The organism is Tamlana sedimenti (assembly GCF_038148895.1).
GTDB lineage: Bacteria > Bacteroidota > Bacteroidia > Flavobacteriales > Flavobacteriaceae > Tamlana.
On the sequence record NZ_JBBVGQ010000001.1, the window covers coordinates 206,456 to 220,148 of the forward strand.

General features: G+C 37.1%; 14 protein-coding genes. 9 read left to right on the top strand and 5 right to left on the bottom strand.

Translation table 11 applies throughout. From position 1 onward, the window contains the following. The first annotated feature begins 11 nt into the window (after window positions 1-11). Complete coding sequence (locus WJN01_RS00880) at window positions 12-536, top strand: DUF2911 domain-containing protein (RefSeq protein ID WP_445195285.1); 525 nt, start codon at window positions 12-14, stop codon at window positions 534-536. 73 nt (window positions 537-609) lie between these two features. Here WJN01_RS00880 and WJN01_RS00885 read toward each other — a convergent pair whose 3' ends face one another. Beyond that, window positions 610-1,239, bottom strand: coding sequence for a 7-carboxy-7-deazaguanine synthase QueE (locus WJN01_RS00885; protein ID WP_445195286.1), 630 nt, complete (start codon window positions 1,237-1,239; stop codon window positions 610-612). A 142-nt stretch (window positions 1,240-1,381) separates the two neighbouring features. Between WJN01_RS00885 and WJN01_RS00890 the strand changes: the two genes are divergently transcribed. Genes WJN01_RS00890 through rluF form a run of 7 tightly spaced genes read left to right on the top strand, consistent with a single transcriptional unit; the run spans window position 1,382 to window position 6,933 of the window. After that, complete coding sequence (locus WJN01_RS00890) at window positions 1,382-2,920, top strand: helicase HerA-like domain-containing protein (RefSeq protein ID WP_445195287.1); 1,539 nt, start codon at window positions 1,382-1,384, stop codon at window positions 2,918-2,920. Window positions 2,921-2,962: 42 nt separating this feature from the next. Then, on the top strand, window positions 2,963-3,358 hold the full coding sequence (locus WJN01_RS00895; RefSeq protein WP_445195288.1) for a hypothetical protein: 396 nt from the start codon (window positions 2,963-2,965) through the stop codon (window positions 3,356-3,358). 25 nt (window positions 3,359-3,383) lie between these two features. Next, window positions 3,384-3,941 carry a hypothetical protein gene (locus tag WJN01_RS00900; RefSeq protein WP_445195289.1) on the top strand — a complete coding sequence of 186 codons (558 nt, stop codon included), beginning with the start codon at window positions 3,384-3,386 and terminating at the stop codon, window positions 3,939-3,941. 11 nt (window positions 3,942-3,952) lie between these two features. Beyond that, window positions 3,953-4,930: a YitT family protein gene (locus tag WJN01_RS00905; RefSeq protein WP_445195290.1), complete on the top strand. Its 978-nt coding sequence runs from the start codon at window positions 3,953-3,955 to the stop codon at window positions 4,928-4,930. Window positions 4,931-4,958: 28 nt separating this feature from the next. Then, complete coding sequence (locus WJN01_RS00910; protein ID WP_445195291.1) at window positions 4,959-5,327, top strand: cupin domain-containing protein; 369 nt, start codon at window positions 4,959-4,961, stop codon at window positions 5,325-5,327. Continuing rightward, window positions 5,327-6,148 carry an alpha/beta fold hydrolase gene (locus tag WJN01_RS00915; protein WP_445195292.1) on the top strand — a complete coding sequence of 274 codons (822 nt, stop codon included), beginning with the start codon at window positions 5,327-5,329 and terminating at the stop codon, window positions 6,146-6,148. Before WJN01_RS00910 ends, WJN01_RS00915 begins: the two co-directional genes overlap by 1 nt. A 20-nt stretch (window positions 6,149-6,168) precedes the next feature. Continuing rightward, the gene (gene rluF, locus WJN01_RS00920; protein ID WP_445195293.1) at window positions 6,169-6,933 is read left to right on the top strand and encodes a 23S rRNA pseudouridine(2604) synthase RluF; all 765 of its coding nucleotides are present in this window, start codon (window positions 6,169-6,171) and stop codon (window positions 6,931-6,933) included. 59 nt (window positions 6,934-6,992) lie between these two features. On the opposite strand, the gene WJN01_RS00925 is transcribed toward rluF, so the two are convergent. The 4 genes from WJN01_RS00925 to WJN01_RS00940 form a co-directional block, all read right to left on the bottom strand. Beyond that, window positions 6,993-8,723 (bottom strand): alpha/beta hydrolase-fold protein, encoded by a 1,731-nt coding sequence (locus tag WJN01_RS00925; RefSeq protein ID WP_445195294.1) that lies wholly within the window; start codon window positions 8,721-8,723, stop codon window positions 6,993-6,995. A 71-nt stretch (window positions 8,724-8,794) separates the two neighbouring features. After that, window positions 8,795-9,679 (bottom strand): bifunctional methylenetetrahydrofolate dehydrogenase/methenyltetrahydrofolate cyclohydrolase FolD, encoded by an 885-nt coding sequence (gene folD, locus WJN01_RS00930; protein WP_445195295.1) that lies wholly within the window; start codon window positions 9,677-9,679, stop codon window positions 8,795-8,797. Between the two features lie 95 nt (window positions 9,680-9,774). Further along, complete coding sequence (gene ffh / locus WJN01_RS00935; RefSeq protein ID WP_445195296.1) at window positions 9,775-11,103, bottom strand: signal recognition particle protein; 1,329 nt, start codon at window positions 11,101-11,103, stop codon at window positions 9,775-9,777. 173 nt (window positions 11,104-11,276) lie between these two features. Continuing rightward, window positions 11,277-13,028 carry a hypothetical protein gene (locus WJN01_RS00940; RefSeq protein WP_445195297.1) on the bottom strand — a complete coding sequence of 584 codons (1,752 nt, stop codon included), beginning with the start codon at window positions 13,026-13,028 and terminating at the stop codon, window positions 11,277-11,279. Between the two features lie 148 nt (window positions 13,029-13,176). Between WJN01_RS00940 and WJN01_RS00945 the strand changes: the two genes are divergently transcribed. After that, a complete protein-coding gene (locus WJN01_RS00945) occupies window positions 13,177-13,692 on the top strand; it encodes an RNA polymerase sigma factor (protein WP_445195298.1) in 516 nt (171 codons plus the stop codon). Window position 13,693 lies beyond the last annotated feature (1 nt).

Consider the following 13,693-nt stretch of genomic DNA (forward strand, 5'->3'; position numbering starts at 1 on the left):
ATTAAAAGAATATGAAAAAGCCAGCGCTTATCCCAACCATTGTTTTAGCATTTACCTTAGTATTTTCAATTCAGGCCAATGCCCAAAAGTTTGCAAAACTTGATAAAAGTCCGCTAGACATTGCCTATTATAAAACAGACCGCAATGCACCGCCCATGATAAAAGTTATTTACAGCCGTCCGCAACTTAATGGTAGAGACATGAGTACCTTAGCTCCAATGGGAAAAGTTTGGAGAACTGGAGCAAATGAGGCCACCGAAATTAAATTTTATAAGGACACTAAATTTGGAGGGAAGGAAGTAAAGGCAGGCACTTACTCTCTATATACCATTCCCGGCGAAACCGAATGGACAATAATATTGAGCAAAGACACTGATGTTTGGGGAGCCTACGGCTATAAAGAAGACAATGATGTCTTGCGTGTAAAAGCTCTTGTTTCTAGTGGAGATGCAGTTGAAGCGTTTTCAATTGCTTTTGCCGATGATAATATGTATTTAGCTTGGGGTACGACCAGAGTTGCTGTTCCCTTAAAATAGAAATATTTGATGAGATACTGAATCAAGTTCAGCATGACCATAAAAAAAGCCTTGAATTCTCAGGGCTTTTCATTTATGGTATATTTAAATACTTGTGGGTTTGTAACGACACTTTCCACTTGGGGTGTTTCATCACGTAATCCACAATTTCAGGAATCATCTTATCACGTTTGCTCCATTCGGGCTGCATATACAAAATACAGTTTTTGTTTACTTTGGCAGCCTGTTCTTCAGCAAAGCGAAAATCGTCTTTGTTATAAACAATCATTTTTAGTTCATCGGCCTTACTGTAAATTTCCTCTGTGGGCAACTTCATTTTCTTGGGAGACAGGCAAATCCAGTCCCAAGTACCTGTTAATTTATAAGCTCCTGAAGTCTCGATATGAATCTGCATGCCTTCGGCCTTTAGTTTTGCGGTCAGCGTAGTCATGTCCCAAGTCAACGGTTCGCCACCTGTTACTACGATGGTATCACTATATTTTTTGGCGTTTTCAACAATTTTAGAAGTTTCGGTGGGTGGGTGCAATTCGGCATTCCAACTTTCTTTAACATCGCACCAATGGCAGCCCACATCGCAACCGCCAATCCGAACAAAATAGGCCGCAGTGCCTTTGTGGAATCCTTCACCCTGTATGGTGTAAAACTCTTCCATAAGCGGCAACATTTCGCCTTTGTTTACCAATTCTTGTATCTGTAAATTCATAAGTGTGCAAAGATACTTTTTTTGACCGAAGACAGAAGCACGAAGCCTGAAGATTTATTATTGAGCACCTACTTTGGAATTTGGATTTTGATTTTTTGGAACTTGATGAGTTTATTATCTATTTTTATAAAAAATTACGCGTATGGGCAAAACAGAAGAATTTTTTAAATATATAACTGAGGGCAATACAACCAAAGGCGATTTTATACCTGTTGGTGCCGCGATGTTGGATGGTGAAACTATTACTGGGGCGCATGTAAAAATCCCATTAAAAACCATGAACCGCCACGGGCTAATTGCCGGGGCAACTGGTACCGGAAAAACAAAATCGTTGCAGGTTTTGGCCGAAAACTTAAGTGATAAAGGTATTCCCGTATTGTTGATGGACATAAAAGGTGATTTGAGTGGTTTAGCACAGCCAAGCCCGGGACATCCAAAAATTGACGAACGCCACGAAAAAATAGGCTTGCCTTTTGAAGCCAAATCGTTTCCTGTTGAAATATTAACCCTCTCGGAACAAGATGGCGTGAGGTTAAGGGCCACCATAAGTGAATTTGGCCCAGTTTTGCTATCACGGATTTTAGATTTAAGCGAAGCCCAATCTGGTGTTGTTGCCGTTATTTTTCAATATTGTGACGACAATAAACTGCCTCTTTTAGATTTAAAGGATTTCAAAAAAATATTGCAATACGCCACTGATGAAGGCAAAAAAGAATTCGACGATGCTTATGGTAGAATTTCCACAGCCTCAACAGGTGCCATTTTAAGAAAAATTGTAGAGCTTGAACAACAAGGTGCCGATTTATTTTTTGGCGAAACCTCTTTTGATGTTCAAGATTTGCTTCGCATTGATGAAAACGGACGTGGCTATATCAATATCATCAGACTGACCGATATACAGGATCGCCCAAAACTGTTTTCAACCTTTATGCTGAGCCTATTGGCGGAAATCTATTCCACATTCCCTGAGCAAGGTGATACCGACAGGCCGGAGCTCATCATGTTTATTGATGAAGCCCATCTAATTTTTGACGAAGCTTCAAAAGCATTGTTAAATCAAATTGAAAGCATTGTAAAACTCATTAGAAGTAAAGGAGTTGGTCTGTATTTTGTCACCCAAAACCCAACCGATGTACCAGAAGCCGTTTTAAGTCAGTTAGGTTTAAAAATACAACACGCTCTTAGGGCATTTACCGCTAAAGACAGAAAGGCCATTAAGCTAACTGCCCAAAATTATCCAGATTCAGATTATTACGACACCACCGATGTTTTAACCTCATTGGGTATTGGCGAGGCTTTGGTTTCCACTTTGGATGAAAAAGGTCGCCCCACCCCACTGGCTGCAACCATGATGCGTGCCCCAATGAGCAGAATGGATGTATTGACCGATGCCGAATTGAGTCAACTGCTTTCAAAGTCAAAATTGGTAAAAAAATACAACGAAACTGTCGATCGGGAAAGTGCCTATGAGATGCTGAACGATAAAATAGAACGCGCCGAGGCTGAAGAGGCCAAAGAAAAGGCTAGACAAGAAAAAGAGGCATTGAAAAAAGCGGAATCTAACAAAAAAACTTCTTCAACTCGAAGAAGCACAAGAATGAATCCTGTGGTTAAAGTTTTGACCAGTGCTACCTTTATTAGAAGTGTTTTTGGTATTTTAACCAAAGTGATGAAAAAATAGGTTTTTTGAAATCAATTTAAAGTTGTGAAAAAAATATTCAAATTGATATTAATATTAGGAGCTTTAGTCTTTACAAATTCTTGTAAAGCTCAGAAAAATTCCGAATTGCCAGAAAAATTTTTCCAACGTTGGAAATTGGATTATGGAACAGCTAATGGAAAAAAAATTGAAGGACTTCCACAATCTCCTAATAACGACTATGAATTCAAACAGAATGGTGAATATCTTCTCTATAATGAAGACAACTCCTTTATAATTGGGACTTGGGAGTATAATACAGATGAAAAAGTTATCTATACAAAACGTAAGGATGGAGAAATTAATGGAAAAATAACAGATTTACAATCCGAGCATATTACACTAATTCCAGCAGGAAAAGCCTCAGAAGGCACTCGTTTTAAGAATTTTCGATTTCATTACATACCTAAAACTAATTAACAATTAACAAACCTAAATCCATTTTATGCGCTTATCTATTTTAGGCTCAATGGCGATAATCATTTTATTCGCCAGCTGCAAAAAAGAACAAAACCCTTTTGAAATTGGGAAACAACATATTGGTTTTTTAACTGATTCTACCCAAGTTAAAGACTTAAAAACTGTTTTTGCTACAGACTCCATCTCTAAATTTATAAGTGGTGATGAATTTGCTGGGAGTACCAATACTATTGAAATTTTTGAAAAAGGAGGCAAAAAGCTTTTGACGCTTACACCCAAACATGCTTTGGATTCTACCTCAACCATTAGAAGTGTCCGTATTCTTGATGAACGTTTTAAAACCGAAAAAAACATTGGCACATTAAGTACCTTTAAGGACATTAAGGACAGCTACAAAATATCTAAAATCAGTAACTTAATCAATTCGATTGTTGTTACCATCGACGGTATAAACGCAAGCTTTACCATAGACAAAAAAGAACTGCCCGCCAATTTAAGGTTTGATATGGATTTAAAATTTGAAGCCACACACATTCCTGATAATGCAAAAATTAAATACTTTTTTATAAATTGGAATAATTGAAAAACTTTTAAATGAATCCATTTTTAGCCAAACTATTAGTTGATGCCGCACGTAAAAGGCTTGAAAAAAAACAAGCTGGAGAGCCCGTGAGCAAAAAACAAATAGTGCCTTTGGTGAGAAGGTTTCAAGTGGAGCTCGCTCATGCCATTAAGGAATATATTTTCATTGTCATTGGAGTTTTTTCAGCAGGCTTTGGCTTAAAAGGATTCTTATTACCTAACAAATTTATAGATGGTGGAGCAACTGGTATTTCACTTTTGCTAGAAAACATTACATCGTTGGAATTGGGCCTTTTGCTGGTAGTGGTTAACCTGCCTTTTCTAATTTTGGCTTATAGAACCATTGGAAGCAAATTTGCTTTAAAAAGTATAGCTGCTATTGCACTTTTGGCTATTGTTGTTCATTTTGTAGAGTACCCAACAATAACAGACGACAAACTGCTAATCGCTGTTTTTGGTGGGTTCTTCTTAGGTTCAGGAATAGGAATGTCCATGCGTGGCGGAAGCGTTATAGATGGCACCGAGGTTTTGGCCATATTTTTAAGCCGGAAACTATCACTTACCATTGGAGATGTCCTTTTAATCATCAATATTATAATATTTTCGGCAGGCGCTTATATTTTATCTATTGAAACAGCACTTTATGCCATTTTAACCTATTTGGCCGCTGCCAAAACAGTCGATTTTGTTGTTGATGGCGTTGAGGAATATGTTGGCGTAACAATCATATCAAATAACCATGAAGAGATTAGGGTTATGTTAATTGAAAAGTTACGTAGGGCTTGTACTATTTATGCGGGAAAGGGTGGATTTGGCAGCCATGGAAAAAGTTATGACAAAGACATCATTTATACCGTAGTAACTCGATTGGAACTCCCAAGGCTGCAAACAGAGATTGACAAAATTGACAAAAAAGCGTTTATCATCATGGGTATAGTTAAAGATTTAAAGGGTGGCATGATAAAAAGAAAACCCATGAAAGATCATTGACGATTGACTATAGACAAAAAAGAATATCTTGACAAAAAAGAAATACACCATACAAAATGCTCCGTTTGTTGTTCCTACAACAGATGGAAAAATAATTAAAGAACATTTTGGTTTGGCCACGGACGGGAATTCAAAAATAAGCATTGCCCATATGACAGCTCCTGCAGGATGGAGAGAACCCTTTCAAAGCCCAGAATTTGACGAATACACCTTTGTCATTAAAGGGAAAAAACAATTTATCATTGAAGGTGAGACCGTTGTTTTAGAAGCGGGACAATCCATTAAGATTGAAAAGAATACTAGGGTTCAATATTCCAACCCATTTACTGAAGTTTGCGAATATATTGCCATTTGCACACCTGCATTTTCTATGGATTTAGTAAACAGAGAAGGTTAATGAACCAAATAAAAATTGTAGGGTCGGCCATTAACACCTTAAGTTATTTTTCATCAGACTTAGCCGCCAAACTTGCCGTTAAAATCTTTTCTACCCCTCGAAATGCCAAGTTAAACGAAGAAGGCATTCAATATTTAAGCTCAGCTGAACAAATGGATGTAACATGTGATGGCTTTCAGGTAAAAACTTACCAATGGAAAGGCAACCACAAAACTGTTTTATTGGTGCATGGCTGGGATAGTAATTCATTTAGATGGAAAAACTTAATTGAACTTTTAAAACAAGACGACTACAACATCATTTCTATTGATGCCCCTGCCCATGGTGCATCAGGAAGCAAAATATTCAACGCACCATTATATGCCAAGTGCCTAGACGTGGTTATAAATCAATATAAGCCTGAAATTGTTATTGGGCATTCCGTTGGAGGAACAGCCATTGTTATTGCCCAAGAAACGCACAATCTTCCGTCCATTGAAAAGTTGGTTTTATTGGGAGCCCCTTCAAATCTTGGCATTTCAGTAAAAAACTATACAACGATGATGGGGTATAACCACAGAGTTGCAGAGGCCATGAACCGTTATTATTTGAAATATTTTGGCCATTTACCGGAATATTATTGCGTTGAAAATTTCTTTAGTAACATTAATGCAAAAGGCCTCATTATTCACGATAAAAAAGACCAAATTATTTCCTTTAGGGAAGCTTTGGATATTAAACGTGTTTACAAGAATTCTGTATTGGTTAAAACCAACGGATATGGCCACAGGTTGCGATCTGAAAAAGTCTACCAACATATTTTAGACTTTTTAAACGCTTAAGTTTATTGTATTTTTGAGCCATGGCAGAAACCGAATTAAAACGCATCAACAAATATTTAAGTGAAGTTGGCTATTGCTCTAGGCGAGAAGCCGACAAACTTATTGATGCCGGTAGGGTTACTATAAATGGCGTTGTTCCAGAAATGGGAACCAAAATTGCCCCAAACGATGTGGTTGCTGTTGATGGTAAGGAGATAAAAAACACTAAAGAGGAATTTGTCTATTTGGCCTTCAACAAGCCCATAGGTATCGTATGTACTACAGATACTTCAGTTGAAAAAGACAACATTATTGATTTTATAAATTATCCAAAACGCATTTTCCCTATTGGGAGATTGGATAAACCTAGTGAAGGCTTAATTCTTCTTACTGACGATGGTGATATTGTAAACAAAATTTTGCGCGCTAGTAATAATCACGAAAAGGAATACATCGTTACTGTTGACAAACCCATTTCGCAAACCTTTATTGAACGAATGGCCGGTGGAATTTATCTTGAAGATTTGAAAAAAACCACAAAAAAGTGCAAGGTTGAAAAACTTGGGACCTATAAATTCAAAATTATTCTTACCCAAGGCCTAAATCGTCAAATCAGGCGCATGTGCGACTATTTGAACTACGAAGTACAAACCCTGAAACGGGTGAGAATAATGAACATTAAGCTTGATGTTCCTATAGGCCAACATAGAGAACTGACCGAGGATGAATTCAAAATTCTAAGTGAACATATCTCCAATTCCTCAAAAGAATATAAGCCTCAAAAAGGGAAACGAAAAAATAAATAAATTTTTCACGTACAGATACAGGCTAGGTAAGTTTGATGCTCAAAAATATTGGTGCCTTCTTACTTATACCTCCAACTGGTTAAATCAGCATCAGGAGGGGCAGATTCTAATATACGCTTCATGATTTTGGGCACATACATACTATTATAGCGCAATCTTGAAATATGGTTTGGGTTTTCTTGATCACCATTCCAACAATGCTCTGCCCTATCTCCATAATCTACTTCACCGTCATAATAAGGATCCGTGGTACTTTCTAAAAAATCTTCCATGAGATACACGGCGTTATTTAAATAGAAATTATCCATATCGCCACAGTAGATATGAATTTTACCTTTTAATTTATCTCCCAATTTAGACCAATCGCGCTCCAAAATATATCTCAAATCATGATTCTCTTTCCAATATTGCGCAACTTCATGGTCTATTTCACCAGACATTTTATCCCAAATTCTTTTAGGGTAACCGTCTTCTCCCTGTGGTGAATAGGTAGCTTCCCAAATATCGTATTGTCCACCAGACCTAGATTTATCTCCCAACACTAATTCCATGTGATTATAATCTTTAACGGTTGCTGACACTTTACCTAAATAATCCCTATGCCCCGGAACCTCGAGACTTTTGTGTTTACTTTTAGCATAGTAGGCATTTTCGTCTTCGTAGATATTAGTTAGGCAATAAGCCCTAAAGTCTATGGGGTCTGGGCAAGCTGCAAAACAGCCATTGTACTCGTCAGGATATTTAACCTGAACTGCCAAAGCTTCCCAACCACCAGTGGAGCCTCCATACAAAAAGCGCGACCACCCTTGTCCCTGACCCCTAAACATCCTTTCAATATATGGGATGAGTTCATAGGTGATGGCGTCACCAAATGGACCTTGACTAGCCGAGTTAACTGCATAGGAATCGTCATAATATGGCGTGGGATGCTGTATTTCAATAATCAAAAACCTTGGAAAATCCGGTTCATTCCATCTCTTGTAAAAATCATAAGCTTCTTGTTGCTGAATCTTATTATAGCCATTAACATGGAATCTTTCAGAATAGTCAGGCTCTAAATTTTTATCCGGGGGAACGGTTCTAAACCCACCAAAATCTGATGGAAAATGACCATGAAAAATCATTAACGGATATTTAGCCTCAGGATGCTCATTAAAGCCTTTTGGTAAAAGAACATGAGCCCCTAAATACATATCACGCCCCCAAAACTTTGAAAGCAGTTCAGATTTTATCTTTATATGCTTTATCCAATCCGTATCCTCAGGTTCTTCTATTTTGGGAATAACTTTATTTAAAACAATATCAAAAGATTGATTTTCAGTATCTAAAACCGTTATTTTAACTGGTTCACTGTATAAATTTTCTGGAGAAATATTCCATTTCTGTCCTTCGCCATTATCCATAGGCAACTTTACTTGTTGACCAGTGGACAAATTAAACGTTTCATATTTATTCAACACAGCTTGAACATAATACTCTCCTGGCTTTAATTGAGATAATTGTTTGTAGGGAAAACCAAATACTGAATCATCAAAATTATAGGATTGATTTCCATTCCATTCCTCAACATTCAACCCAAAAATTGGTTGCGCATTTAATCCTTCGCTTACCTGATAACGAGGTTCTGAAGCATCATTGTCAGCAATAATTAACAGCAGCCTACCATCGTATTTTTGACTTGATAAACTGTCTGATAAGCTAACATTGAATGTGAGTTTGGATTTAGTATCGGACTTACAACTAAAAAAAGAGAAACTTACAATTAACAGTATACATTTTAAAGATTTCATAGAAACAGAAATTTTTAAAAAGATAGTTAATTATAATAGATAAAAAAACTATTCTAAAAAAAGAAATAACCCTAGTCTCGATGGCTTTTGCGTTCTCTGGCCAAGAGTGTGTTTTTTAGGAGCATAGCAATCGTCATTGGTCCAACACCACCTGGTACCGGCGTAATGTAACTTGCTTTTTTGCTAACGCTTTCAAATTCCACATCTCCTGCCAATCGGTATCCATTCTTTTTGGTTTGGTCTGGTACTCGGGTAATGCCCACGTCGATAATAACAACGTCCTCTTTCACCATATCTCCTGTTAAGAACTCAGAAATCCCTATAGCAGCAACAATTATATCGGCTTCTTTGGTAATTTCCTTTAAATTTTTTGAACGACTGTGTACCACAGTTACCGTGGCATCACCGGCCTTACGCTTTTGACTCATTAAAATACTAATAGGACGGCCAACAATATGGCTTCTTCCCATAACAACAACATTTTTACCAGAAGTCTCAACCTGATAACGCTCCAACAATTCAAGAATTCCAAAGGGTGTTGCAGGCAAAAAAGTAGGCAAATCTAAAGCCATTCTTCCAACATTTACAGGGTGAAAACCGTCAACATCCTTATCTGGATCTACAGCCATGAGTACCTTTTGCTCATCAATTTGTTCGGGCAAAGGCAATTGAACTATAAAACCATCAATATCGTCATTTGTATTTAACTCATTAATTTTATCGAGTAATTCTTCTTCAGAAGTATATTCTGGCAATTCTATGAGTGTAGAGTTAAAGCCAATACGCTCACATGCCTTTACTTTGGCATTCACATAAGTCATACTAGCACCGTCAGATCCAACTAAAATTGCAGCCAGATGAGGCACTTTTTCACCTTTGGAAACCATCGCCTTTACGTGTTCAGCAATTTCTTCTTTAATGTCGTTACTTACTTTTTTACCGTCTAAAATGGTCATTTTGCTTATTTATTGATGTTTGGCAAAAATTATAGGTTCTTTTAATTGAGATGCTTCTACTGCGCTCAACATGAAACTTTTAACTTTTAACTTGATTAGCGCATATTTTTCATCATCTGCATCATCTTTTTACCGCCACCGCCTTGCATCATTTTCATCATTTTGCTCATTTGGTCAAATTGCTTTAAAAGCTGGTTCACTTCTTGAACCGAAGTACCCGAACCTTTGCCTATTCGCTTTTTTCTACTTCCATTTATTATTGATGGATTTGAACGCTCTTCTGGAGTCATGGAATGAATGATGGCTTCAATACCTTTAAAGGCATCATCATCAATATCCACATCCTTAAGCATTTTTCCAGCACCAGGAATCATACCCATAAGGTCTTTCATATTTCCCATTTTTTTGATTTGCTGGATTTGCTTCAAGAAATCGTCAAACCCAAATTGGTTTTTGGCAATTTTCTTTTGAAGTTTTCTGGCTTCCTGCTCATCAAACTGTTCTTGAGCCCGTTCAACCAAAGACACCACATCACCCATACCCAAAATACGATCGGCCATACGCGATGGATAGAACACATCAATAGCCTCCATCTTCTCACCCGTACCAATGAACTTAATGGGTTTATTCACTACAGATTTAATGGAAATTGCAGCACCGCCACGGGTATCACCATCTAATTTTGTTAGGATAACCCCATCAAAATTCAAGATATCGTTAAAAGCCTTTGCCGTATTAACCGCATCTTGACCCGTCATGGAATCTACAACAAACAAGGTTTCTTGGGGCTGGATAGCCTTATGAATGTTTGATATTTCAGTCATCATAGCCTCATCAACAGCCAATCGACCGGCGGTATCTATTATAACCACATTAAATCCGTTGGCTTTTGCATGGGCAATGGCCGCTTGTGAAATAGCAACGGGATCGTTATTTCCTTTATCGCTAAAAACCTCAACCCCTATTTGGTCTCCAACAACATGTAACTGGTCTATCGCAGCTGGACGATACACGTCGCAAGCTACTAATAATGGTTTTTTTGTCTTTTTAATTTTAAGATAATTAGCAAGCTTACCAGAAAATGTTGTTTTACCAGAACCTTGTAAACCAGACATTAAAATAACACTCGGGTTGCCAGACAGGTTTATACCTTCAGCATCACCACCCATAAGTTCAGTTAATTCGTCTTTAACGATTTTAACCATTAATTGCCCTGGTTGAAGTGTGGTCAATACATTTTGACCCAATGCCTTTTCCTTAACCTTATTGGTAAAATCCTTCGCAATTTTAAAGTTAACATCGGCATCAAGTAACGCACGACGCACTTCTTTTAAGGTTTCGGCAACGTTTACCTCCGTAATGCTTCCATGACCTTTTAAAACGTGTAAGGCTTTATCTAATTTATCGCTTAAATTATTGAACATAATTCTTCTTCATTTTTAGAGTTGCAAATTTAATGATTTGAAGCGTATTATGGCAAGAAACATAACATTATGTGTATATAAAAAAAGGCTGCCAAATTTTGACAGCCTTTATAAAAGGACACTCAACTAATTAACCTAACCAACCGAATGAGGCAAGTACCCTTTTTAACTAATTAAACTTTCTTTTCCAATACTAATATTCTTTCTATCTCGCCACTGGCGTTTAAGTCTTTCACTTCAATTCTGTTTGGTGTGATTTCACTGATTTTCCATCTGTGGTTTAACAAGTTAAATGGTTCGTTATTTCCAAAATATAACCCAAGATTTAAACCTTCTTTTCTGTAGGACAACCAAGCGCCACCAAAAGTACCATTGTTAGGATCGGTAACCACTACTCTACCAGATATTTTAAAATCTAGAGTGTACATGTAGAATGGTTCTGGGTTGTTATTACCGGCAACATGATATGCGGCCACTTCCCACAATCCGTTCGTCAATACGTCATCAATGTAATTTAAATCGCCATCGCCGTCTGGGCAGTGTCTTTCAAGTATCATTTGATTGTTTGCATTTTCCAACTTAATCAAATCTTCTTGTAAGAAGGTGATTAACCACTCTAGTTTCAAATTAGGTCTTCCGTCCAAAGTGATTTGCAAGATGAACCCAATATTTCTGATACCAATTTCGTAAGTACCTTCAACCAACTCACCGTTTACTCTTAGTTTTACAACATTGTTTGCATAGAATTTTAATGGTGTGCCAATATAGTCTGATACGTTATCAACGCCATCAACATTTAAGCGAGCTACACGCCACATACATGCTTGCAAGAAGTTTTCGATACGTTCTTTTGTAATATCAATAATTACATCACAATTTTTCTTCATGATGATTCTATTACCACCTTCTTCATAAAGTTTTATTTTTCCGTCCTCAATGTCGTAAACAATCCATTCTAGGGTAAAGTCAGCTAAATTGTCAAACTCCATTTTTAATAAAGCTCCTCTGTCAGAAACGCGTGTGCTCCAAGTACCGGTTAAAATATCACCACCTCTGGCACGCATAACAACCACGCCATCTTCTTTAAAGTTAAGGGCATACTCCTTATATTCAGCTGTATTGTCTTGGTTGTTTCTCTTGTATTCCCAAACAACCCATGGGCACATTTTCAAATATTCGTCTAAGCGCTCTTTTGTGAAATCATCATCGCCGTAATCATTATCATCATCTTCATCACAGGCATCTTTGGCTTCTCTAATCGTTGTAGCCAATTCTTGGTTACTATTAACTTCAACGGTTGTACCGTCGGCATATTCAAGCGTGATAGGGAAATTAAGGCTAGCTATAACTTCTGCATTTTTTACACGCTTTATGAAACGGTATAATTGTCTATCGTTTTCTATTTGTACAACATCAATAATTTGAAAATCTTTATCGAATACTGAAAATGAAATAGGGTACTGAAAATCGATACACTCAATGTCATCATCTGGCTCGTTCTCGCCTCGACATTCTTTAATCAGTTCATCTAGGGCGGCACGATTTTCAATCACAATTTCTTCGTGATTGGATAAAATAATGGTAATAGGGAACACGATGTCGCATCTATCTACGTCATCGTCAAATTCTTTGAAAATAGCTTCAATAACTTTAAAATCTTCTCTAGAGTCGATAATGATTTCAAGCCCGTTAACTATAACGGTAACCGGTAGCTCAACAGACAGACAACTGGCACCGTCAATAATATTGTCGGCAGATCCGTCCATGATAGAAGTGGAGAACATTAAGGTGGTCAGTTCAGAATCGGGTGCGAGGGCTTCACTTTCGTCAGCAGGAGTAATGTCTACAACTTCCTCTTGACAAGATGTGAACAATAAAAGGGCAAAAAAAGGAATTAATAATAACGTTTTCATGTTAGTTTTCATGGTAAATGATTTTGGGTTAAACATAGCTTTTTTATTATAAAACAGGATAACTTTAAAAATTCCTACCCCAAATGTTAAAAAAAATTAAAATCTCTAAATCCCAAACTTCAAAAAAAGCCTATTTTAGTGGCACCAACTACCAATAACCATGGAAAAACAGCTGCATGAAAATATTTGTGAAGAGCATTTATTTTCTTCCATATTCAATAAATATTCAAAAGACTTACACAATTTTCTTTACTATAAATTTGGCGATTTACTTAACCCAAAAGACAAAGTACAGGAAGCTTTCATTAAACTTTGGGAAAACTGTTCAAAAATAACACCCGATAAAGCCAAGAGTTTTGTATTTACCACAGCCAATAACTTAATGCTAAACGAAGCAGCGCACCAAAAGGTAGTTTTAAAGCATCAGCAAACCAAACCAAAAACGAGCACCAACGAAAGCCCGGAATTTTTAATGCAGCAAGCTGAATATAATGACAAATTGCAAAAAGCATTGAGCAATTTAACCGAAGCCCAACGAGAAGCTTTTATGATGAACCGTGTTGAAGGGAAACGGTTTAAGGAAATAGCCGAACTTTTGGATATTTCAACCAAAGCCGTAGAAAAGCGTATTTATGGTGCTTTAGAAAAATTGAGGCAAGACATTAAGGAACTATAAA